Source organism: Pedobacter sp. CG_S7 (assembly GCF_040544395.1).
Lineage (GTDB): Bacteria > Bacteroidota > Bacteroidia > Sphingobacteriales > Sphingobacteriaceae > Pedobacter.
Genome location: NZ_JBEONS010000024.1, coordinates 1 through 25,352, shown reverse-complemented (window position 1 = coordinate 25,352; position 25,352 = coordinate 1). Strand labels below are relative to the sequence as shown.

The 25,352-nt window shown below is 36.1% G+C and carries 18 protein-coding genes; 3 read left to right on the top strand and 15 right to left on the bottom strand.

Going from position 1 to position 25,352, the window contains the following annotated elements; translation table 11 throughout:
• Nucleotides 1-9 precede the first annotated feature (9 nt).
• The 15 genes from AAKU52_RS12585 to AAKU52_RS12515 form a co-directional block, all read right to left on the bottom strand.
• Nucleotides 10-2,238: a monovalent cation:proton antiporter family protein gene (locus AAKU52_RS12585; RefSeq protein ID WP_354333978.1), complete on the bottom strand. Its 2,229-nt coding sequence runs from the start codon at nt 2,236-2,238 to the stop codon at nt 10-12.
• Between the two features lie 62 nt (nt 2,239-2,300).
• Nucleotides 2,301-3,236 (bottom strand): bifunctional riboflavin kinase/FAD synthetase, encoded by a 936-nt coding sequence (locus AAKU52_RS12580; RefSeq protein ID WP_354333976.1) that lies wholly within the window; start codon nt 3,234-3,236, stop codon nt 2,301-2,303.
• Nucleotides 3,237-3,245: 9 nt separating this feature from the next.
• Nucleotides 3,246-4,109: a YitT family protein gene (locus tag AAKU52_RS12575; protein ID WP_354333973.1), complete on the bottom strand. Its 864-nt coding sequence runs from the start codon at nt 4,107-4,109 to the stop codon at nt 3,246-3,248.
• On the bottom strand, nt 4,079-4,804 hold the full coding sequence (truB, locus tag AAKU52_RS12570) for a tRNA pseudouridine(55) synthase TruB (protein WP_354333971.1): 726 nt from the start codon (nt 4,802-4,804) through the stop codon (nt 4,079-4,081). The genes AAKU52_RS12575 and truB overlap by 31 nt, the downstream gene beginning before the upstream one ends.
• The gene (locus AAKU52_RS12565; protein WP_354333969.1) at nt 4,804-5,598 is read right to left on the bottom strand and encodes an undecaprenyl-diphosphate phosphatase; all 795 of its coding nucleotides are present in this window, start codon (nt 5,596-5,598) and stop codon (nt 4,804-4,806) included. The genes truB and AAKU52_RS12565 overlap by 1 nt, the downstream gene beginning before the upstream one ends.
• A gap of 9 nt (nt 5,599-5,607) precedes the next feature.
• Nucleotides 5,608-5,832, bottom strand: coding sequence for a DUF3098 domain-containing protein (locus tag AAKU52_RS12560; RefSeq protein WP_354333967.1), 225 nt, complete (start codon nt 5,830-5,832; stop codon nt 5,608-5,610).
• Nucleotides 5,832-6,710, bottom strand: coding sequence for a cell division protein FtsX (locus tag AAKU52_RS12555; RefSeq protein WP_354333964.1), 879 nt, complete (start codon nt 6,708-6,710; stop codon nt 5,832-5,834). The genes AAKU52_RS12560 and AAKU52_RS12555 overlap by 1 nt, the downstream gene beginning before the upstream one ends.
• 138 nt (nt 6,711-6,848) lie before the next feature.
• Nucleotides 6,849-7,355, bottom strand: a complete 507-nt coding sequence (locus tag AAKU52_RS12550) for a hypothetical protein (RefSeq protein WP_354333962.1) — start codon at nt 7,353-7,355, stop codon at nt 6,849-6,851.
• A gap of 208 nt (nt 7,356-7,563) precedes the next feature.
• The gene (locus tag AAKU52_RS12545) at nt 7,564-8,511 is read right to left on the bottom strand and encodes a ThuA domain-containing protein (RefSeq protein ID WP_354333960.1); all 948 of its coding nucleotides are present in this window, start codon (nt 8,509-8,511) and stop codon (nt 7,564-7,566) included.
• A 30-nt stretch (nt 8,512-8,541) separates the two neighbouring features.
• Nucleotides 8,542-9,420 (bottom strand): sugar phosphate isomerase/epimerase family protein, encoded by an 879-nt coding sequence (locus tag AAKU52_RS12540; RefSeq protein ID WP_354333958.1) that lies wholly within the window; start codon nt 9,418-9,420, stop codon nt 8,542-8,544.
• 30 nt (nt 9,421-9,450) lie between these two features.
• Nucleotides 9,451-12,426, bottom strand: coding sequence for a PVC-type heme-binding CxxCH protein (locus AAKU52_RS12535; RefSeq protein ID WP_354333956.1), 2,976 nt, complete (start codon nt 12,424-12,426; stop codon nt 9,451-9,453).
• Between the two features lie 167 nt (nt 12,427-12,593).
• A complete protein-coding gene (locus tag AAKU52_RS12530) occupies nt 12,594-14,393 on the bottom strand; it encodes a RagB/SusD family nutrient uptake outer membrane protein (RefSeq protein WP_354333954.1) in 1,800 nt (599 codons plus the stop codon).
• Between the two features lie 10 nt (nt 14,394-14,403).
• Nucleotides 14,404-17,718 carry a SusC/RagA family TonB-linked outer membrane protein gene (locus AAKU52_RS12525; protein WP_354333952.1) on the bottom strand — a complete coding sequence of 1,105 codons (3,315 nt, stop codon included), beginning with the start codon at nt 17,716-17,718 and terminating at the stop codon, nt 14,404-14,406.
• Nucleotides 17,719-17,963: 245 nt separating this feature from the next.
• The gene (locus AAKU52_RS12520) at nt 17,964-19,229 is read right to left on the bottom strand and encodes a FecR family protein (RefSeq protein ID WP_354333950.1); all 1,266 of its coding nucleotides are present in this window, start codon (nt 19,227-19,229) and stop codon (nt 17,964-17,966) included.
• 89 nt (nt 19,230-19,318) lie between these two features.
• The gene (locus AAKU52_RS12515) at nt 19,319-19,912 is read right to left on the bottom strand and encodes an RNA polymerase sigma factor (RefSeq protein WP_354333948.1); all 594 of its coding nucleotides are present in this window, start codon (nt 19,910-19,912) and stop codon (nt 19,319-19,321) included.
• 584 nt (nt 19,913-20,496) lie between these two features.
• On the opposite strand from AAKU52_RS12515, the gene AAKU52_RS12510 reads away from it, so the two are divergent.
• From AAKU52_RS12510 to leuS, 3 genes are all read left to right on the top strand, one after another.
• Nucleotides 20,497-21,744 (top strand): PAS domain S-box protein, encoded by a 1,248-nt coding sequence (locus AAKU52_RS12510; RefSeq protein ID WP_354333945.1) that lies wholly within the window; start codon nt 20,497-20,499, stop codon nt 21,742-21,744.
• A 118-nt stretch (nt 21,745-21,862) separates the two neighbouring features.
• Nucleotides 21,863-22,291: a hypothetical protein gene (locus AAKU52_RS12505; RefSeq protein ID WP_354333943.1), complete on the top strand. Its 429-nt coding sequence runs from the start codon at nt 21,863-21,865 to the stop codon at nt 22,289-22,291.
• Nucleotides 22,292-22,357: 66 nt separating this feature from the next.
• Nucleotides 22,358-25,165: a leucine--tRNA ligase gene (leuS, locus tag AAKU52_RS12500; protein ID WP_354333941.1), complete on the top strand. Its 2,808-nt coding sequence runs from the start codon at nt 22,358-22,360 to the stop codon at nt 25,163-25,165.
• The last annotated feature ends 187 nt before the right edge of the window (nt 25,166-25,352 follow it).

Sequence of the window (25,352 nt, the reverse complement as noted above, 5' to 3'; positions counted from 1 at the left end):
CCTATTAGATTAAACTTTCTTAAGCAGTTCCGGTATTTTCTTATTGTTGCCAACTATATAAACAACATCATCATTTTCAAACACTAAATTTGAATCTGGATTTAAAATTCTTTTCCCATTACGTTCAATTCCTACCACCAAACCCTGTGTAATTTCACGTATCCCTGAATTACGTATGCTGAAACCGTATACCGGTGATTTGCTGTTGATAACTATTTTTTGCAAGGTCATGTCTTGCTTTGGAAAGCTAGGTTCTTCAGTTTCTTCTGTTACGCCATCGAAAAGCTCTTGAACAGAGGCCAGCTGGTCGTCTGTACCAATCACCAAAATCTTGTCATAAGGATAGAGTCTTTCATCTCTTCCTGGCGTAGGAATACTAATTTTACCACGCTCAATCATCGCTATATTTACACCATATTTTTCTCTGATGGAAAGTTCCACCAGTGATTTGCCTACAAGCTTTGATTCTGGAGCAATTGTTAATTCAACAAGATGAGTGTCCCAGGGTAAAATTTCCGGTTTTACTTTTAATGCTTCTCTTTCATTGAGGTTATTCAGAAAGCGACTTTCCAGGCGACTGTAAAATGCCTGGAGTTTACGAGAAAATATAATCATTACCAGCAATATCAGCAAAGAAGCAATGCTAATCGAAATCATGGTGTTATAGAATTGAAAAATAAGGAAACCTACATAAAATACAGCAAGACCAATGCGTAAAGCTTCTAAAGCTATAAGTGGACCACGGGTGTATTTCTTATTGAGCCATAAATTACTATAAGATTTTCTTGCCAGTCTTCGGATAGCAAGGGCCCATAAAATAGGCATCATGATTATAAAAGTTAATAACAAACTAACGATTGTGCCTTTATCACCATTTATAAGATTGTTTTCTATAAGTGGCTGTAACCATTTTGAGCCTATAAAAACAAGGGCAATCAAGATCACCGAATGAATTATGGTGTTAAAAGTATACGCTTTAAGAAAGATTTTCCAATCACTCAAAGTTGTTATCCCTGCTGTACCGGAACTATATCTGTTGATACCTGCAGTCCATTTCTCAGGTAAATTGCGCTCTATAAACAGGTAAATAGGTTCAGAAGATTTTATCAGGTATGGTGTAGTAAAAGTTGTTATAGCAGACACTGCAACGGCAATAGGATAAAGGAAATCGCTGGTTACTTTTAACGAGAGGCCCAAAGTAGCAATGATAAAAGAAAATTCGCCAATTTGAGCCAAACTTAATCCAGATTGAACAGCTGTTTTCAGTGGTTGCCCTGAAAGTAGAGCGCCTAAACCAGAACTTAAAAATTTACCAAATACAGTGGCCAAAGTAATAATTGCTATCGGGCCTATATAATCTACCAACACCTTTGGATCTATCAGCATGCCAACTGATACAAAGAAAATTGCAGCAAAAAGGTCTTTTACAGATTTGGTTAAATGTTCAATACGTTCAGCTTGTGTAGTTTCTGCTAAAATGGATCCCATAATAAAAGCCCCCAATGCTGCAGAAAAACCAACCTTAACTGCCAACATCACCATTAATAAACACAGCGCTATTGAAACGATCAGCATGGTTTCATCGTTCATCAGTTTCTTTGTTGCTTTAAGAAAAGTAGGCACTAAAAATATACCTCCAATAAACCAGAGTACCAGAAAAAATGCTAATTTTAAGATGGAATTTAACATTTCAGCACCCGCAAATTGTTGGCTCACAGCAAGTGTGGAAAGGAGTACTAATAATAAAATGGCGACAAGGTCTTCCACAATTAAGACCCCAAATACTAATCCGGCGAATTTTTTATGCTTAACGCCGAGTTCTTCAAAAGCCCTGATAATGATGGTAGTGGAGGAAACAGAAAGTATACCTCCTAAAAAGATGCTGTCCATGGTAGACCAGCCCATTAATTTTCCAGCAGCAAAACCAATCAGTAACATTGATATAACCTCTACGATGGCCGTGATGGATGAAGATCCACCAACCTTTACTAGTTTTTTGAAACTGAATTCCAAACCCAGGTTAAATAATAAAAATATAACACCAATTTCAGCCCATATCGTGATGCTTTTATTGTCAGAAACGGTAGGAATAAAATCAACATGAGGTCCAACAAGTAAACCTGCAAGAATATACCCAAGAACTAAGGGTTGCTTTATTTTTTTAAATAATAGTGTCGTAATCCCTGCAGCGGCAAGTATAAGTCCTAAGTCTGAAATGAGTACTGGAAGGTGTATCATTAAGTTGCTTTAAATTAAAAGTCCATCCCTCATTTTGTTAAATATACGAATAAACTGCTGTTTTAGACCAGTTTACTGAAGTAATTCAAGGTATTTTCCTTGTCTTTTTGTAACTGTTCTTTTAACGTTTCCAGTCCTGTAAATTTAACATCATGTCGCAGAAACTGAAGAAAAGACATTTTAATAACCTGACCATAAATTTCCTGGTTAAAGTCAAAAATGTTCACTTCAATATTCCGGGTCATTCCATTTATGGTTGGGCGCTGTCCTATATAGGCCATACCCTTATAAAGATCGTTCTCCATTTTAACGGTAACGGCATAAATGCCATCCGAAGGAATCAATTTATAGGTTTCTTCTATAAATATGTTTGCCGTAGGAAAGCCAATAGTGCGGCCAATTTTATCACCTTTAATTACCCGTCCTTCTAAAGAAAAATGATAGCCCAGGTATTGTGCAGCTAGTGCTACGTTGCCTTCTAATAATGCTTGCCGTATTTTTGTAGAACTAACCGCAACATCATTGATGTCTTGTTCCTTAATTACTTCAATTTTATAATCGTAAACCTTGGCGTATTCTTCCAGTTCTGGCATGCCGCCTTTTCTGTCTTTTCCAAAACGATGGTCATAACCAACAATAATATATTTAGTGCCTAGGGTATTTACCAATACATTATTAATATATTCTTTTGCACTTAAGTTGGAAAAATCCCTGGTAAAAGGGATAATGATTAAATGATCAACCCCTAAGTCAGCTAATATTACTGCTTTTTCTGAAATGGTGTTAATCATTTTTAAATCCTGATTCTCTGGGTCAAGGATTAACCTTGGATGAGGGAAGAAAGTTAAAATTACACTTTCCCCACCAGTTGTTTTTGCCAGTTCGCATAAGCGTTTGACAATCTTTTGATGGCCATAGTGTACGCCATCAAAGGTTCCAATGGTGACCACAGCATTGTTTAATTTTTTGAATTCAGAAAGGTGATGATATATTTTCAAGATCTTAAATTAATGTAAGGACTGGCGTTTTACAACACCACCTTTAATGTCAGCAATTTGTTGTTGTATTACAAAAGCATCGGGATCTATTGATCTGATTGCAGTTTGTAATTTGCTCATTTCAAGTTTGGTTACTACAGTATAAAGTATGTCAATGTCTTTTTTTATACCATAACCACCTTCACCTTTATAAATAGTTACCCCACGCTTCATTTGATGAATAATGAACTTTTTAATGTTTTCATTCTTTTCAGAAATAATAGTTACTCCTGTATATTGTTCGATACCATTAACAATGTAATCTACGGTATTTGAAGCCGATAAATAGGTTAAAATAGCATAGAGGGCGGTTTCGATATTTAAAAAAGCAGCTGCAAAAGAAAAAATGATAACATTAAGGATCAAAATAATATTTCCTACTGTGAGGGAACTTTTCTTACTTATAAATAAAGCTAGAACCTCTGTGCCATCAATTACACCACCACCACGCATTGATAAACCAATTCCACCACCTAAAAAGAAGCCGCCAAAGAAAGCAATAAGCAATTTATCATGGGTAATGGGGGGGAAGGGAGCTACGATTAATAATAGCGCTAATACTACAATGGCGAGTGCAGTTTTAATGGCGAAAAGTTTGCCAATTTGCTTGTAACCCAATATAACAAATGGAATATTAATGAGTACGATGAGGTAGGGGAGCTCAATTCCTGTTAAGTTTCTTACTAATAGGGATATTCCAGTAACACCACCATCAATAAAACCGCTGGGCAGCAAAAAGCTTTTCAACCCAAAGCATGCAGAACCAACACCACAAGCAATTAAGAAAATGTTCTTTAAGAAGTTTAACTTACTGGATTTAGGTTGTCTACGCATTGCTCTTCTTTCTTGTTTTTAAGGTACGACACCAAATCTGCAACCTCCAGCGCATCCTCTAAACGAAAATTGCCACTTCGAGTCCTCGTCAGCTTTGATAAATAGGCTCCATTGTTCAGTTCTTTTCCGAAATCTGAAATCAGTGACCTGATATACGTTCCCTTACTGCACACGATTCTGAAATCTACTTCCGGCAACTCAATCCTGGTAATTTGGAACACTGGAACAGAAACAAAGCGTAAGCGCAATTCAGTTTCTTCGCCTCTTCTTGCCTTTACATACAAACGTTCTCCGTTAACTTTAACAGCAGAATGCGCAGGTGGATACTGCTGTATGTCACCTGTAAAAGGCACTGTAGCTGCATGAATCTGTTCTTCTAAAAGGCCGTCCAAGTTAAACTCCTGATCAATTACCGTTTCCATATCAAAAGAAGGAGTAGTAGCACCAAGTACCATGGTACCCGTATATTCTTTTTCCTGTGCTTGAAAAGTATCAATCTGCTTGGTCAATTTGCCTGTGCATATAATCAGCAAGCCAGTAGCCAGCGGGTCAAGGGTGCCTGCATGACCCACTTTGATTTTTAAGGGTTTCAAGGAGTTCCTGATTTTGCCCACCACATCAAAGCTAGTCCATTTATAAGGTTTGTTAATCAGCAAAAACTCACCCTCTACAAAATTAAAATCTCTATCTTTCATTATCCAACGGTCAATGGTATTTCAGCGAAATATAACACTAAAATAACCACACCAATTATTATTCTATACCAGCCAAAAACACGAAAGCCGTGTTTTGACAAAAATCCTATAAATGACTTGATAGCAATGATGGCAACAATAAAGGCGACCAAATTTCCAAAAAGTAACAACTTAATATTCTCGGCATCCAGCAGGTGGTAACCTTTCAATAATTTATATCCTGTTGCTGCACACATCGTGGGCACGGCAAGGAAAAACGAAAACTCTGCCGCTGCGTGTCGGGTTAATTTTTGCTGCATACCGCCGATAATGGTTGCCGCACTTCTGCTTAAGCCAGGTAAAGCAACGGCTAAAACCTGGAAGCAACCAATCTTAAATGCAGTTAAATTGCTCATCTCTTGTTCATTGTTAATACTTTGATTTTTAAAGAACTTGTCGATAAACAATAAAACAATACCACCTAATAATAAAACAACCGCAATAAATATCGGGTCGCCAAGGGTGTTGTCGATGAAATCATTCAATAAAAAACCAAAAAACAAGGCTGGTATAACGGCGATAAATAGTTTTAGGTAAAATTGCCATTTACTGAAATCAATAAACTTTTTCCAATATAAAACTACTACGGCTAAAATAGCGCCTAACTGTATAGCAACTTCAAATAACTTAACAAATTCATCTTTACCAATACCCATTAAAGAGCTGGCAATTACCATGTGTCCGGTAGAAGATACCGGTAGAAATTCTGTTAATCCTTCTATTATAGCAAGAATTAGGGCTTGAATATAATTCATGAATTACGCTTATTTCTTTAAAATGGCATAAACACCAAATCCGAAACCAAAAAGTACGACCATTGGTGCAATAAAGGTTTTTCTAAAGTCGTAGATATTTGTTTCACCGACCATTAAAATAAATCCCAAAACAACAATAGCAATGGCAATGATGAGCAGTTGGTAATTTTTTCTGGTAAAAACCAATTCGCTTTTTCTATCCTGATTTGCAGGCACAGTTTTTTTCTCTGTCATTATCTGTAAAGATCGTAAATTTTTAAACGTAAATATTTGTTTACGGCCATAGCCGTGCTAATTGCAGTGATGAAAATCCCCAGACCAACCATAAACAATAAAACGAAGCCAAACTCCGTGTAATTTCTTAAGATGATGATTTCTGGTATTTGTTTTTGTGCATAATACAATATCCCTAATAAAATAATGACGGCAATAAATGCAGCGATTAAACCATGCAAGGCAGCTAATAAAATGAAAGGCTTGCGGATAAAGTTTTTAGTGGCACCCACCAATTGCATGCTTTTAATTAAAAAGCGCTGTGAGTAAATTGCCAGTCGAATGGTGTTGTTGATCAAAGCAATAGAAATAACCAATAAAATAGCTGCAAAAGCTAAAATGATCAAACCAATGGTATTGATGTTCTGGTTTACCATATCAATTAAAGAACTCTGGTAAATCACCTCTTTTACTGCTGGGTTTTTGCTGATCTCCGCTTTTAGGGCATCAATACTTTCATTATTTGCATAATCTGCTTTTAAATAAACATCAATAGTTGACAATAAAGGATTGTAGCCGAGGAAATTGACGAAATCTTCTCCAAGATCCTGGGTTAGGTTTTTAGCGGCAATTTCTTTATTCACATATTGAGTGTTTTTGACAGCTATATTTCCATTCAATTCTTTTTGAAACTGCAATACATCAGCTTCCTTAGTGCCCTCATCAACAATAATGTTAAGTACAATGTTTTCCTTCACGTAATTGGAAAGGTTTTTGGCATGCACCAAAATCAGACCCAACATCCCTAGCATTAACAGAACTAATGTAATACTAAATATCGTAGATATATATATCGTCTTTGTCTTCTTAGAAGCATCGCTAACTTCAAATTCTTCCATATATTTGTATTTATGTTTTGCGAAAATAAAAAAATAAAAGCAACTAAAATAAATTACTTGCCTTTACCCGCCTTTTAATCATAAAAGTACAACGAAAGTTTAAGTAAATTAGTTTATAAATTGAAAGTGATTAAGAATTTAAAGATTGTTTTCATTCTTTTTCTGTTGCGACAATCGTTCGATTTCATTTTTCCAGTACCTGATGTTATTGACCACATATTGTTGTGTTTCTCCATTTATAGTGGTGATCGAAAGTCCATTTGGTATAATACCGAGTGATTTGTAACTTTTTACTGAACCTATTTGATCCAATTTCAACACATGACTATCATTTTGAATGTTGAATTGGTGAGATTGGAACTGAATTTTGTCATCTAATAAATAAAGCTTCCCACCTATACTTAATCCATTTAAAAAATGATTAGCTGGACCAGCATAAAGAATGGCCTTTCCGGCAGTATCTATTTCTGCATGCCTGGTGAAAACTGTTGATTTGGTAAAATAATAAATTGGGAAACCAAAAACCAGTAAAGAGATGGGGAATGATAATAATGCGTATTTAATATCAAAATAAACAGCATTAAATATACTCATCGAAATTGCAAAAAAAAGCGCAACATAAATGGTGTTTTTGAAACGTGTCATTGGAGAGCGTTTAATGAATATTATAGGTTACCTTTCAAATATAAGGTTAAATTATATTTTTAGTTCATTCCTCAAACTAATTTGCAGGGAAATCGAATTTAAAATCGCTATCTCAGCCATCTAATGTCTTGCCATTGAAGAATTGGCACAAAACCTTAAATAGGTCTTCCTGCAGAGGTTCCAAACTAACATGCGGGGGACCCTTCTTCTAACCATGTGTTGTTCTCGGAGGTCTTGGAGCTTTAAGTAAATATTCCATTTCAGCTGCAGATGGCGTCTTGGTAACAATACCACTATCAGGAACTTTCAATTTTGCGGTCCATACAATTGCGTTTAAGATTAATTTCCGAAAATCATCATTAACCCAATTAGAATGAGTGTGGCCACCTGAAAAACCAAAACTTCTTCCACCATCTGTTCTCTTAAAAGCCCATGCCATAGTTTGAATCTTTCCGTCCTGAAGATCCTTTCTTACAAACTCATTATTACCACGAATGCTGTTTTCTTCCGGCAGCAGTGTTGTGAGTCGAGGATATGTACTTAATATAGGAGTGATCTTTTTTGTATTTGCAAAACGCAAATGGTAATACCATTCATCCCTTATTTTAAAAGGTTTGACGCCGTTAGTAATTTGATGTTTAGGCAACTTGACCATTTCGGGTATAAAAAAAGGATTAACGGAATAATAGGCTTCGAAATAACCGCCGATCCAGTTATAAAAATAATTACCTGCCTTTCCTTTAGGAACTTCAATCGAATAATGCATAGCCACAATCCCAATTCCCTTCTTTACTAGTTTATCAACTTCTTCTAAATGTGGAATAACCATATGTTCATTCGCACCATCACTATACATTACAATAACGTTTGCTCCGTCAAATATAGTGAGGTCTTCGGGCCAGCCATTTTCCGTCACAACTGCATCTATATCGGGTCTGCTCTCATTCAATAGTCTTGCTAATAAATAACATCCTGCCTTAAATTCGTGTTCGCCCCGGCCGTGACTATCTTTTCCAGCTACAAAAACTATCTTCTTTTTTTGCGCCTTAGTATTGTTATAATTTGTTGATTTATGATTTACTTCACTTTGTGCTGTAAACACTGAGCAGCTAAAAAAAGCTATAACTGCTATAATAATATTAAAATGTCTGTCCATAATTATTGAATTAATGTTATAATGCATAAGCTAATTTTTGAAAAAAGATTTTAAAAATTCTAGGCCCTTGATTGCAATATCCTCCTGTGAAGGTTCAAAGTCACGCCATATAGAGGCAGCCTTGGCAATCACTTTAACATCAGTAGTAAATGATTCAATTACAACACTCCCTGAATAATTAACCTTTTTAAGCGCAGCACGGATATTTTTCCAATTTATCTGATCTCCTCCAGGTGTACCCCTGTCAGAACCGCAAGCATGAAAATGTCCAAGTTTGATTCCTGCATTTAAAATAGCTTTCGACTGATCTTTTTCCTCAATATTCATATGATAGGTGTCCAGATGCAGCATAAGTGCATCACTAGCGACATCGTTAATCATTTTTAATCCCTGCTCACAAGTATTAATAAAATCAGTTTCATAGCGGTTTAGGGGTTCAATAGCAAGCTTCAGCCCTGATTTTTCTGCATATTCGGATAGCATTTTTAAATGTTCTACTACTGTATTCCACTGAATTTTATATTGTTCTTTTTCAACCGGTTCCGCCCTGCCCACTGTAGAGTAAAGCGGGCCGATCAAAATTGGGCAACCCAATTCAGGCATGATATTTAAAACACTTTTAATGTATTCTATTGCAATATTCTGTTCTTCATTTGTACCCCGCAAGTCACGCCCCGGCCCCATTGCAGCGCAAATAGAATTACAATTTAGCCCGTTTTGATCTAATGCTTTTTTTATAAATGAAGGATCTATATGTGAAACATCTTCGAGTGCTATTTCTACCGAATCGAAACCCCACTTTTTAAATTTAGGAAATAAGGAAATGCTATCGTTAGTAAAAGGAGAGGTAAATAGAAATGTGTTTATACCGAAATTCATTTGTTTTTTGTTTAAATAATGATCAATCATCCTTTTTAATTAAATTGATTATAAGAATTATTATTCCTTTTTCTTTAACAAAGAAAGGTATTGAACCAGATCTACTAGTTCCTGTTTTGACAATATCTCATGCAATCCTTCTGGCATCATGGATCCAGGTAATTCTTTAAGCATTTTAACATCATTAGTTTTAATCTTCTGAGTTGCACCTCCGGGATATTTCAGTTCTATATCCGTCTTCGTTCTGTTGGAAATGATTCCTTGAAGATTTGATCCATCCTTCATATCAATCTGCCAGGTTTCATAACCAAAATTAATACCCGCAGAAGGGTTAATAATAGCATCAAAAAGCCCCTCTTTAGGTAATTTAGATGCTATTTCGGATAAATTTGGGCCAAAATCATAGCCCTGTCCATTCGCTTGATGGCATGCAGAACAAGTTTTATTAAATACACCCTTTCCTTTTGCAGCACTACCTGTTAAAGCAAGCAGTTCCTTGAAGTTTATTATTAAAGCTTTCTTTTCGGGCTTTGCTTTTGATGCGCTGGATAAAAAAGTTTTTGCCTCTTCATATACAGCTTTTGTACGAGTTTCACTTAGTCCAGAAACAACAGGTGGAATCAAATCTGCAGGCAATTTTTTACCTCGAAGCAATTCCATAACTCGATCTTCCCCTGCACGACTCTTCCCAAGCACTTCGATAGCTTTTTGACGAAATGCTTGACTATAGGACTCAGATAAAGCTACACCTGATAATATTTCTACTGACTCAGTATTTCCTACAATTCCAAGTGCAGCTAAAACATTAAGAGTTTTACTAGGTTCCTTGGTACTTATTATATCCCGAAAACGCTGCCCATCCTTCGACTCAAATATCAGTCTTGCCGCATCAACCCCTATAGGATCTTTTCCTTTTGCTATCACCATATCCAAAAGTTTAGCCCCCTCAGTTGTAATGCCATATTGTCTTAACAAGTTTAAATATTCTTGAGTACCGGAATAAGCGTTTAAAACATTCTTAATTGCAATGGCAACAACCGGCGAATTAGCCGCATCTTTAGCATCCAATAATCTTAAAACTATTGTACTCATTTCAATATCTTTACTATTATTTTCTTCCAATAACCTTAATAAGGTTCTTGTCTTCTCTGATCCTGAAATAAAATCAAATGCACGGAAATATCTTAGGCGAGACCTCATGGGAACATTTGCATCAGAAGCAAGTTGTGCAAGAAAAGGGAGCGTATTGTCAGTACGGGCACGCCATATAATATCCCTTCCTCCGGCAGTTAATAAAGGACTTTTTACTTTTTTTAAATAAGCAGCTAAAAAACTGTCCCATTGCTTATCTGCACCAATACCTAAAGCCTCTAAATACCATCTGTCATTCCCATCATTCTGGGCGGCAAGTGATGCCCATAAATTTGCAGCCTCAGGTGTTTTATTATGTCTAAGAGCAATTGCACACGCTCTTCGCACTTGCGGATCGCTATCATTTATTAATTCTTTTACATAATTAATTACATTAATATTCACTTGCCTAGCTGCTCTTAATCCGGTTATTCTTAAATCAGGATTGAGATCTTTAATAGCTTCAGATAAATATTTCTTTGCATTTGGCGATTTTGACAGCACCCATAAGGCTCTTGCCCGCATCCGCGGATTAGGAGACGAACGCCATAATTTTTCTAAACCATGAATTGCTTTTGTACCCATTTCCTGTAAAGCGATAAAAGCATGGTGACGAACAGCAAGATTAGGATTTTGCAAGGCATTAATGGCGCCTTCTGGAGTATCGTAATCCTGAACGAGCATTTTATAGGTAGAACTTGAAGCCTCTGATGTAACACGGTAAATACGGCCACGTTGCAGATCTCCAATTCTATGCCCACCAACACCGGGATCATACCAATCTGCAATAATTAGGGATCCATCCGGAGCCACGCAAACATCGGAAGGACGAAACCATTGATCTTTATCGTCAGTTAAAATGTTTATAATCCCTGCACTAAAACCTGCAGCATTCTTTTTAACAGGATAAGAACGAACAACATTATGACCAGGCTCTGCATGAATTATTTGATCCTGAAATTGCTTTGGCAACAAAGAACCCTCATAAATTACCATACCAGTTGGAGAACCGGAGCCTGTTTGCAAAAGATTAGGTATTACACCAGGATCATTTTGATGCCAGTGCCGCACAGGTATAGAATCTTCAAGATTTACACGGTTTGTACTCCAGGTAGCTCCAGTCATTTCATCTTTAAATCCAAAATTACCATATTCAATAATATAGTTAATTCTAACGCCTTTATTTCCGTCGTCGTCATTATCACTTTGCCATATGTTCCCGTAACTGTCTACAGCAGGTTCGTAAGGATTTCTAAAGTTATATCCAAGACACTCAACATTAGAGCCATCAGGATCAGAGCGGAACAACATACCATCTTTGTACTTTTTGGGACCAATTTCATCACCATCCTGGTCTAATACTACCTTGTTATTCTTATCCTTAAGTGTTAACCCTGAGTTTCCAAAATTAAAATATAATTTACCGTCCGGACCAAAAACAAAAGTATGCATGCCATGATCATGCTGTTCTCCCCCTATTCCTTGAAACAGTATTTCTTTCCGATCAGCTTTATCATCCCCATTATCGTCATAAAAAGCCCAGACATACGGACTTTGTGAAACAAGTACCCTGTTTCCTAAAACACAAATACCCAAAGGAGCATTCATTTCAGGCCCCTGATAAAAAACTTTACTTGTTTCCATAACCCCATCTCCATCCTTGTCTTCTAATATTAAGATTCGGTCACCTTCTGGCCTTGGTTTATTCTTGTTAATTTCGAACCGATAATTATATGCCTCAGTTACCCACACTCTTCCACGTTCGTCAACATCTATATTCGTTGGGTTTATTAACATAGGTTCAGTCGCCATGGTTTGCACTTTTAGTCCTGGGGCAACTAAAAGACTCTTCAATGCATTTTCAGGCAAATGTTTCTGCTTATCAGTAAGTGGTGTATCAATCATATACTTATTACTCCGCATTTGTTGACTTGATGCTGAATTACATGCTTTTAGAACTAATACTATCGGAAACAGTACCATAACAATTTTAATTGCTAATAAACATTTTTTCACGTCGATTTTCATTTTTTTCTTATTTTTAGTAAATAGTCTAATCCTTTAAATAAAAATTAATATAAAGGATTCTGAATGAGTTTATTATTCTTATTTAATTCATCTAATTTAATAGGAAGAAAATAGAAGCTGGGATTCCAGGCCCTTGCAATAACTGATGGAATAACTTTATAAGTTGGCGTTGTTGTAATTTTATCGGTATTAAGCTTATAGACAATATCAATACCCTGAACATCTGTATATGCCTGTGCACCTATCATCCAGCGGCGTATGTCAAAAAATCTATTATTTTCAAAAGCTAATTCTATACGTCGTTCATGCCGGTAACTTTCAACAAGTGCTTGCCCACTTGTAGTTACGCCAGGTAACCCTGCTCTCTTTCGAATCATATTAATATACTTGGTGGCTTCTTCCTCCTGCCCAAGTTCTAAACATGCTTCGGCATAATTCATTAATATTTCAGTAAATCGAATAAATCGCCAAGGATTATCCTGCCAATCAAACTGACCATTAACAGACCGGTTCATGAATTTCATTAAATAGTATCCCGTATAAGTTCCATTCCAGCTCTCTATAGCACTTTGCCTGGTATCCAGACCAGGAATAATATCAATTTTATTTGTAGTTGAATTCCACTTTTCAAATTTTCCGGTCTGGACAATACCTAAGGGATCACTACCTTGGATATCTACTGGACGTGGCCTCAAATATGCACCGTCATACAAAATTGAAGCATAGAATCGTGGCTCACGATCTAAATATGGCTTAGCTGCATTAACAGGGTTGTTCCAGGAAAATTTGCTACCATCCTTCATTTCATAAGCATCAACCAATTGCCCTATAGGAGTATTACCTCCATAGCAGTGAAATCCATTCGGGGCGTTATAACGAGCAATATTATTTATACCAATTTTTGACAGATAATATTTAACAAAAATATCCTCAGAAGTCTCGTTTAGCAAAAAAATATCAGCATAGTTTTTAGCGATATCATCACCTGGTTGAGGATCTGGCTTGTAAAGGCTATAAAGGCCCAAGTCCATAACTGCCTTTGCAGCATCTTTAGCAGACTGCCAACGAGCAGTTCTGTCGCCACTTACATAACCAACCAGTTCAGGATGAGCATAGCTACCTGCCCATGAAGCCTTGGAATTATGTAAATCACTAGCAGCATCTAAATAGACTCTTGATTTTAGCGCTAAGGCAGCGCCTTTTGAAGCGCGACCTTTTTGAGCAGCTCTTAACGGCAAAGAAGTCACAGCCTGATCACATTCCTCAACAATAAATTTAATACATTCTGCATAAGTGTTACGTAGTACTTTATAATCTTCATTAAGCTTATACCCTTTTGTAATTATAGGGACTCCCCCGTACACAGATACCAGCATTTGATACAAATAGGCTCTCAAAAAATGTACTTCACCCTTTAACAGATCTTTTTGTACAGCAGTAACTGCTGATGAAGTTTCAATATTATCAAAGAAAACATTACAAGCCCGAATATTTCTATAAGCGTTCTCCCATACATAATTGTCGCTCGAACCTTCATTATTATCAAAGCCGTGAAAAGAACTAGGACTTATAAGGCTTTGGTTAATAGAACTGGTATTGCGATTAAACACAAGCATAGTCTCATCTACATAACTTGAGGTTATGAATCTGTCTCCTATGAAGCCGTCAGGTAATCCTAAGTAAATATTGTTTATGAAAGACTGAATAAGGGAAGCATCAGTACCATTCCAAACTGATTCCAAATCATACTGATCTAAAGGCTTTAAGTCAAGAGAATCTTTATTACATGAACTTATGTTTAACAAAATCAGCGTTACTGAAATTATATATAGTTTCTTTTTCATTATAAATAATTTATAAAGTAATTGATACACCAAAATTTACTATTCTCTGAAGAGGATAATTTATACCTCCTTGATTATTATCCTCCGGATCTAAATCTTTTAAGCCTGGACTATAGGTTAAAAGATTAAATCCGCTAGCAAAAACTCTAAAGTTTTGAATATTCAAACTTTTGAGGAGATTGGCTGATAAATTATACCCCAGTTCCACATTTTTAAGTCTGATAAAATCAGTTTTTTGCAATAAATATGTACTTCTTTCTGACCTATAGTATTGATCGATACGATCAAATATTCTAGGCTTAGTGCCATCAATATTCTGGGGTGTCCAACGATCCTCATAGTCAGATAAAAGATAATTCCCAAAATTACCGGAAGCCTCAAATCTAAGGTATCGAACAGCACCGGCATTACCCTGAAAAAGCACAGAAAGATCAAATTGCTTGTATTGCAAGCCTAAATTCAATCCGCCTGTAAGAGTAGGTACTTCGTTTTTATCATTTCTAACCCTATCTTGGGCATTAATTTTACCATCCCCGTTAACATCTTCGAAAATTACATCACCCGGACGTGCTTTTGGCCAATGGGGATACTTATCTAATGCTGCTTGATCCCTAAATATACCTAGCGCCTGATAATACAGATCATTATCTGGATTATTTGGATTACTTGGAATTGGATGTCCTGTTGATTGTTGATAAACAGGTGCTCCTGGAGATTCATCCCAAAATGTAATTTCATTCTTTGCATACCCTCCATTTACACCAATCGTATATTTAAAATCGCCTATCGGATTGTTGTATGCAACATCAAAATCAAAACCTTTATTGCTAACCCTTCCAATATTTTCTCTTGGTAATGTTAACCCTGTACTTGTTGGAACAGATGCATTTCTTACCCACAATATGTTTGAACGTTTATAATCGAAATAATCAACAGTTATAGATAACTTATTCTTAAAAAAACCTGCATCTATACCCACATTCATCTGCTTCGCCACTTCCCAGGTTACATTTGGATTAGGTATTCGAGTTTCACTTAGTGTACGTGCCTCGTTACTAATATCAAATATATAGTTAGTGCTATTAAAACCGTAAGTGGAAAGGTATTGCCACGGATCTATACGATCATTACCAGTTTCCCCATATGATGCACGTAACTTAATATTATCACTGATGGAACCTAGATTGTTTTTCCAGAAATTTTCTTCTGACAATCGCCACCCTACCGAAATACCCGGGAAAAAACCAAATCGTCCGGCTTCAGGAAAAATATATGATCCGTCAACCCTCCATACAAATTCTGCTAGGTACTTTTCTTTAAAATTATAATTAACCCTGCCAAAATAATTAAACCGGGCATTACTATAAGCGGTACCACTATTATTCAATGCATTGGATCCGCCTGCATTTAACTGAGGTAGAGCAGTTGAAACGAAATATCTCCGGTATGCGCTGAAGTTATTGCTACCCCCAGTTCTGGTTTCAATTCCTGCTAAAAAGCTAATATTATGATCAGTAAGAATTGTTTTCTTATAGTTAATAAGTCCATTAAGCAGATAATCATAGTTATCCTCCATGTATTCATTCAAGTTGGGATCAGCTATGCCTTTCATGCCTTTTACCAAAACAGGTATGTTATTTGCGTCATAGGAAATTCCATCCCATGCATATAGATACCATGGTTGTTGAAAGTTTTTATTAAATCGGATACCCTTATCAATTGAAGCGTTTCCAGTTAAAGAAAGCCCTTTAATCCATGGTACATTTATGTTTAATTTAAAATTGGTATTTAAAACGTAATACTTATTATCAGTAAAACCTGTTAGGTTTGTAGCTAACGCCACAGGGTTTTCTCCTCTTTCAACATCAGGGCCAGGCAATCCATTAGGCCAATAAGCAGGCATGGTAGGTTTACCCCTTTGTAATGCACCTAATATGGCACCTCCACTACCACCCCGTCCTGGGAAATTACTGTTTTCCAAACGCCCAACTACATCGAATCCAAAAGTTATGTTCTTATCTTTAGTAACATCCACGTCTAAATTTGTACGAAAGTCATATTGTTTATATTTAGTAGCACTGTTTTTATAATTTGCATCTTGAGTTTTAGCTCCTAAAGAAATAAAATACCTCATAAATTCACCGCCACCTGATATGTTGATATTCCCTTGCGTTTGATTAGACCAGCTCTTAAGAACGGCATCGAACCAATTTGTATTGGGATGTCCCCATGGGTCAGAGCCATCCGAATACTTCTGAATATCTTCAGTTGTATACCTGGGTTGATAACCTGCGTAAAAGTCTAGTTCATTTAAAGCTGTAGCATATTGAGCCGCATTAGTCATTTTAGGAATTCTCGTAGGCTGATTAAATCCACTATTTAAATTAACTACTACTTTAGGCTTACTGATTTTTCCACGTTTCGTAGTAATTAGGATTACTCCATTTGCTGCCTGAGATCCATAAATAGCTGCTGAAGCGTCTTTAAGCACAGTAATAGATTCTATACTATTAGGATCAATCCTATCCAATGAACGTCCAGGAATACCATCAACAACAACTAAAGCACCATTATTCCCGAGGGTATTAGATCCCCTAATCCTTATAGTAGATCCATCATTTCCTGGCTCTCCACCCCGTGTAACAACAGTAACACCGGCTAAACGTCCTGATAAACTATTGCTTACATTTGTAACAGGAGATTTTATTATTTCAGAGCCTTTAACGGTAGTAACAGAGCCTGTTAAGGTCTCTTTCTTTTGTGTACCATAACCCACAACCACTACTTCATCCAACTTCTGCACATCTGCTGCTAAAACTACATCAATCACTGCTCTTCCATTCACCACAACCTCCTGAGTTACAAACCCAATATAAGTAAATACCAAAACAGGATTGTTCTCTAGAGCATTTAGCGTATAATTACCATAGATATCTGTAGTTGCCCCTATTGATGCCCCTTTAAGTTTAACGCTTACCCCTGGAAGAGCACCTCCGGTATTGTCAGTTATTTTCCCAGTAATTGTAAGAGGTGGCACATCCTTTTTAATAGTTAGAGGCTTTCTTTTTATGATGACTGTCTTATAGTTAATGGTATAAAATAAGGGTTGATTTACAAAACTTTGTTTAAGTGCTTCATGTAGTGTATAATTTTCAAAATTTACATCAAGCGGTTTTGTTTCTTTCATCATCTCATCCGTATACAGGAATTTGTATCCTGTTTGCTTTTTAATTTCTTCAAAAACATATTCAAGAGAAGCATTCTTTTTTAAAAGAGTTACCCTTTCGCCATCTACTGCATAACTGATCTGGTGAAGGGTGGTCATCAAAAAAATAAAAATGAAATTAATTCGAATAAAAGGGCCTATTTTATTAGTGGAAATGAATCTGGGAAACTTCAAATTCACAACTAGATTTTTTTTTAGGACATATGCACTAAGCTTACACCTAACTTGAGTAAAAATTTTCATACATTAATAAATTTGGTTAGAATTTGGTTTAAAATTTATTTTGGTTATATCACAGAACAATGTCGTTTTTTAGAAACCTGCCTTATCTATAAAATCAAAATTTAAGGCAGAACTATAATCCTCCTCTCTACTAGTTCATCTTTGTTGGACATGTCTTCAATTTTAAAATGTACAGAACCAGTCAACTGCAACATTTCAAGTACTTGAGAAACTTTTTCAAACCGCGATACCGATCCAACAAATCCTTCTTTTGTTATTTTACCCTCATATTCAATTTCTACATCGTACCATCGTGAAATCTTTCGCATAATGCTTTGAATATTTTCATGTGAAAAAATGAAATATCCATTCTTCCATGCTATAGCTTCATTTACATCAACATTTGATACTTGTACGTTAGCCCCAACTTTTGCTTGTTGACCTGGCTTTAAAAATGTTGAATGGAGCGTTTTATTTTGCGATATTTTTACACTTCCTTCTAATAAAGTTGTATTTATTGTTAATTCATCAGGATAAGCATTTATGTTAAAATGCGTTCCAAAAACTTCTAAAGTTTGCTTTCCAGAGATTACTTTAAATGGAATACGGCTTCCTTTCAGTCCTCTGAATGACGAGGACATAACTTTTGAAATTTCAAAATAAGCTTCCCCTCTTAACTCCACTATACGTTCCTTGTTCGAAAAAGAAGTAGGAAATTTTAAAGATGAAGCCGCATTAAGCCAAACCTTGCTACCATCAGGCAAAATTATCTGATATTGCCCTCCTCTTGGCGTTGTGACCACATTGTATGCAGGTCTTGAATTTTGGAGAGGAAATCGGGATTTTTCATATATAATCTGTCCTGCAACAGATTTTCGGATGTTTAAGCCTGTTTGAGAGACTAGAAGTCCATTCTTTGCATTGTCTAAATTGATTCTGGAGCCATTAGAAAGCGTTAAGATTGCCTTATTTCTACCAGGAGCTATTTCAATAGCAGGAGCTTCTTTCCTGTTTTCAACTATAACCGGCTTATTAAGATTTCTATTAAAATTAAAATATATACCAAGAATAGTGATAAGAACAAGTATAGCTGCAATGGAAGCTATACTTTTGAAGCTTTGCCATAAGCGGAAAGAATATTCTGGTCGAACGTTTTCACAATCTAATTCATTAAGTCTTTTTTCAATATTCACTACTAACTGTGGATACTGAACATCCTTTTTATTAGCCTGTATTTCAAAAATAATTTGATATAGATCAAACGTCTTTTTTACCTGTTCAATATCAGCAGTATTAAGCCAATTAATAAACACCTTATGTTCATGTTCTGTATGACGATTGTCAGCGAACTTTTTTAGAAACGTTTTAAGCACTATTTCATCCATCATTAAATATAAGACGAACGAACAGCATAGAAGAACCCCTCTGTTTTAACTTTTTTTTAAAAATTTAGTAGATTAAAAACTCTTAAAAAGTTTTAATAATAAAAAAGACTAAGAAAAGGTATAAGAACAGAGGAAAGTTCTCCGTATTTTTGAAGATATTCTCTTACAAAATGCAGTCCTGCATACAATTGCTTTTTAACCACAAATTTGGAAATAGATAGTTTTTCTGCAATTTCATCTAATGTAAGGTCCTCTTGTGTTCTAAGTTCAACAATCCTCTTTCTTTTTTCAGGAAGAAGTTTTATAGCATCCTGAACTATTTGGTAATATTGACTATATATAATGTTATTATCTGATTTTTCTTCACTCTCTTCAGTATCTGGTTTTATTGAAAAAAACATTTTTGTTTCAGCTTGATTCCTCCTTATCTTATCTAACAATTGGTTTTTAGCACAGCGATAAATATAAGCCTTAAAAGAATTAATGTTTTTTAGATTTTCCCGGTGTTCCCAAATCTTTATAAATACGTTTTGCACTATTTCTTCGCTTGTTTCCCTTGACTTTGTAAACAAATATATATAGCGATAAAGATTATTAAGATGGTGTGAATACAGGAGAGAAAATGCTTTACGGTCACTATTAATAATACGGGTAATCAGTTCCTTTTCATCATAATGTTTGGTCATTTTTTATGATTTATGTAATATTTGGCATTACAATATAAGAATAATTATTTCGACATTACTTGGTAATTAAAAAACCTACTCCATAAGTTATAAAAATAGCATTTTTATCTTAGGTCGGCTATTATCTGGGTTGTTAGAATAGCGAAATCGCTTTGAAAGATACGCGCAAAACCAACCGAGTGCATCATCTATATCCTCCTGAAGTGATTCTTTTTTTATATATTTAAGCCGATGTTTCAGTGACTGGGTGAAAATCCCTGGCAAAACTTTCCGGGGAGGTGATCGCTGGAGATGGAAAAACTATCTGCGGCCGGAAACCGGCTTTTCATTTAAGGAAATTAATTAGGAGTTAGGATTAGGGAAATTGTATAGCTTTTTGTTAAATCTTAAGGCATAGCATATTTTGCTTGAAATACATTATATGTAATTGCAAATAATTTTTTTTGTTATTTTCTTGTTTAAGAGTTTTTTGTCAAAAATTAAACTGAAATTGAACGGATTTTGTGAAATAGGTAACCTTATATTTTTGATAAACTGCATGATTCTTGTGCTATTGAATAACACCATTACAAATTATTAAACTAATGCAGGTAAAGCCTATTAAGATTGTTATTCTCTATTTACTTTTTAATCTAACCTGGATTTTATTTGGAAGTGCTTTAATTACGCTTTTAACGTTTATTTTTCCTTTTGGTAGGGAAACTTTGGAAATAATTAAAGATGTTTTTTTAGTCTTAGTTACAGCTGTTCTTTTATATGTTGCTATAAACAGTCAACAGCAATTACTTCTTGATTCTATAAAACAATACAGAAATCTGTTTTATTCAAATCCTACACCGATGTGGATTTACGATCGAAACACCTTAAAATTTCTTGATGTGAATAATGCTGCAATAGTGGTATATGGTTATTCTAAAGAGGAGTTTAAAACAATGACTATTCTGGATATTCGCAAGGAAGAGGATCATGAAAAAATAATTGAATCTATTCATAAAATAGCTGATACAGTAAATATTTCTGGCAATTGGGAACATTTCAAGAAGGACGGTGCTAAACTAACTGCTTACATCAGTTCACATAAAACAATATTCGATAACAAGGAATGTGTTATGGTTATGGCCCAGGATGTAACAACACAATTGGAGCAGGAAAGGCAGCTTAAATTATTGTTTTCCACAGAAAGAGCACTTAAAGAGGAATTAGAAAGAAACATTCAACTCATCGAGCAATCCTTAGAAGAAAAGCAAAGGTTAGCAGAAGTGATTGACAGGATATACAACATGGTCATGATTACTGACACCCTTGGTCGGATTATTTGGGTAAATCAGGCCTTTGTTAATTTTACGGGCTATACCTTAGCTGAGGTCGTTGGTCAAACAAGTGCCTTTCTTCAAGGACGAAAAACTGATCCCGAAATGCAGGCTAAGATCATGGAAGCTATGCGCCAGAATGATTTTTCGGTTTTTGAGATTTTAAACTACACAAAAGCAGGAAAGGAGTATTGGGTAGAGCTTACTATTTCTGCCATTTATAATGAGGAGGGGCAGGTTATTCGGTATATAGCTGTGCAGAATATTATTACTGAACGAAAGCTTAGTGAGGATAAAATAAAGCGCCAGTATAAACTCCTTAAAAGGTTGGCCTGGACTAATTCACACGCCATAAGAAAGCCTGTTGCATCGCTGTTAAGCTTAGTCAGTTTAAGCGAAGATACTGCAACTTTACAGGAGATGAAAGAAATTAATGGCCATATAGGCGTTTGCTCAAAAGAATTAGATGTCCTTACCAGGGATATAGGTAAGGTGATGGGAAGCATTGATTTACCTCACTAATTGTGTGTAAAAGTAAATTCCTTTTATACAATCTGTGTCATGTTCTGTAATAAATTGTTTTGTTTTCCGTTAAATTCCACATAAGCGTGTAACAAAGACGTTAACAAAATCATAGAATATGAAAACAAAGTTATTAGCTATAGTAGCACTTTTTTTAGCCGTAGCATTATTTTCTGCCTGTAAAAAGGAGGATAGTGATACCTTTAAAGTGAAGATATCCGGCAGGTGGAAAGTAAATAAAATTGAGAAAAAAACCTATGATGCCAATGGCACTACGGTTGCTTCCTCATCAACCACTCCTTATACCGATACTGATTACATCGATTTTAAGAATAATGAAAACGATGAACTGGAAATCAACTTGGGTTCTGGAAACCGCGTGATGGGTAATTATGTGGTTTTAATGGGGCAGAGTTTTAACATCAGCCTTTCAGACAAACTGCTTTATTGTAATGCTGATATGCTAAATGAAACTACCTTCCAGTTTACCGCTACAGTAGATAAATCTAGTCCGAAGGTAACCGAAACTTATTACCTGAAGCGCTAGCGATTCACATCAGATTGTCAATTGGTAAAATATTTCATTATTTTTGCCTGATATAAGGAAAGCGGAATGGATTACCAATTTAAAGACATAGAGAAAAAGTGGCAGGGGTTTTGGGCGAAAAACCAAACTTTCAAAGCAGAAAAAAATGCAGAGAAACCAAAGTTTTATATATTAGACATGTTCCCTTACCCATCGGGTGCTGGTTTACATGTAGGCCATCCCTTGGGTTACATTGCATCAGATATATTTTCTCGATATAAAAGATTAAAAGGTTACAATGTATTGCACCCAATGGGATATGACTCTTTTGGCTTGCCAGCAGAGCAATATGCCATTCAAACAGGGCAGCACCCTGCCATTACTACCGAAACGAATATCAATACCTACAGGAGGCAGCTTGATCAGATCGGCTTTTCTTTTGACTGGTCGCGCGAGGTACGCACCAGCGACCCTGAATATTATAAATGGACCCAGTGGATTTTTATGCAGCTTTTCAACTCCTGGTATAACCTGGAAACTGATCAGGCAGAAGACATTACAACCCTGGTAGAAAAATTCGGTACCGATGGTAACGAAGGTGTAAAAGCCGTATGTGACGAAGATGTGAAAACATTTTTGCCAAGCGATTGGGCCACAATGTCATTCGAAGATAAACAAGTTGAACTACTTAAATACCGTCTTACCTATTTAAAAGAAAGTACCGTAAACTGGTGCCCTGCTTTAGGTACCGTTTTGGCAAATGATGAGGTTAAAGATGGGTATTCTGAACGCGGAAGCCATCCCGTAGAGCAAAAGAAAATGATGCAGTGGAGTATGCGCATCTCAGCCTATGCAGAACGTTTATTGCAAGGTTTAAATTCCATTGACTGGCCAGAGCCGGTTAAAGAAATGCAGCGTAACTGGATTGGTAAAAGTGTGGGTGCCAGTGTTAGGTTTACCATCGAGCAATCTGCCCTTACCGCCGCTATAAACACAGATTATATAGAAGTTTTTACCACACGTGTGGATACAATTTTTGGGGTTTCTTATTTAGTTTTAGCACCTGAACATGAGTTGGTGGCTTCATTAACAACATCAGCGCAACAACAGGAGGTACTCAACTACATTGCCCAAACCAGGAAAAAATCTGAATTAGACCGCATGGCGGATACCAAAACTGTATCTGGTGCTTTTACCGGAAGTTTTGTTATTAACCCTGTTAGCGGTGAAAGAGTGCCTTTATGGATTGCCGACTACGTATTGGCAGGCTATGGAACGGGTGCCGTGATGGGTGTGCCGAGTGGAGACCCTCGTGACTGGGCTTTTGCCACGCACTTTAAATTACCAATAGTGCAAATTCTGGATGCGCAGCAAAACCTCGATACCCAAGCCGATCCTACTAAAGAAGGGAAATATATCAACTCCGACTTTATTAATGGTATGGCTTATAGTGAAGCAATACCAACACTAAACGCCTGGTTGGAAGAGGAAAATGTAGGTAAAGCAAAAATCAATTACCGCATGCGCGATGCTGTTTTTGGTCGCCAGCGTTATTGGGGAGAACCTATTCCTGTATACTTTAAAAATGGTTTACCTTACTTAATCAAAGAAGAGGAATTGCCATTAATGCTTCCTGAAATTGATAAATACCTGCCTACAGAAACAGGCGAACCGCCATTGGGAAGGGCCGAAAAATGGACCTATGCACAGCATTATGAATACGAACTGAGCACTATGCCAGGTTGGGCAGGTTCAAGTTGGTATTGGTATCGCTATATGGATGCGCATAATAAACATGAATTTGCCTCAAAAGAAGCGATTGATTATTGGAAGGATGTAGATTTATATATTGGTGGTGCTGAACATGCAACCGGTCATTTATTGTATAGCCGTTTCTGGAATAAGTTTTTAAAAGATTTAGGTCATGTACAGCAGGAAGAGCCTTTCAAAAAACTGATTAACCAGGGCATGATACAAGGGAGAAGTAATTTTGTGTACCGTGTGGTTGATGAACAGGGCAGGGGCACCAATACCCTGGTATCTTATGGCTTAAAAAACCAATACAAAACGTCTGCTCTGCATGTGGATGTTAACATTGTTGAAAATGAAATCCTGAACATACCTCAGTTTAAATTGTTCAGATCAGAATTTCAGGATGCAGAATTTATCCTTGAAAATGGCAAATACATCTGCGGTGTGGAAGTGGAAAAAATGTCTAAGTCTAAATTCAATGTCGTTAACCCTGATGTACTCATTGAAAGCTATGGCGCAGATACCTTAAGGATGTACGAAATGTTTCTTGGTCCGCTGGAACAAAGTAAACCATGGAACACCAACGGCATCGAGGGTGTATTCAAATTCCTTCGTAAATTCTGGCGCTTATTCCATAACGACCAGTGGCAATTTACAGTTTCAGCGCAAGAGCCTACAAAAGCAGAATTAAAAGCTTTACATAAAATCATTAAAAAAGTGCAGGACGATGTGGAACGTTTTTCTTTCAATACTTCTGTTTCCAGTTTTATGATTGCTGTTAATGAGTTAACGGACTTAAAATGTAACAATAAAAGCATTTTAACTGATCTTACCGTTGTTTTATCTCCTTATGCACCCCACATTTGCGAAGAGCTTTGGACTTTACTCGGTAAAGAGGCAGGTAGTTTATCTTACACTGCATATCCTGTTTTTAATCCAAACCATTTAGTGGAAGATGAATTCAGCTATCCAATTTCTGTAAACGGAAAAACCAGGTTAAACCTGAGTTTGAGTTCTACTATGGAAGCCGCAGAAATTGAAGTTGTTGTTTTGGCCAATGAGCAGGTGCAAAAATACCTGGACGGTAAAACGCCGAAAAAGGTGATTGTGGTTAAAGGAAGAATTGTAAACCTGGTGGTTTAAATTAGCAATATCACTACAAATATTAAATAGCAACAAGTTAGCTCTTGTTGCTATTTTTTTGCCGTTATTTTGAATGGGAGAAAGTTATAATATAAGACCGTTGCAAGGCAATATGTGATTTAACTAATTGATTAACAATAAATTACACTTGTTTTTTTTGTTATTTAGGATATTTTTATGTATTTTA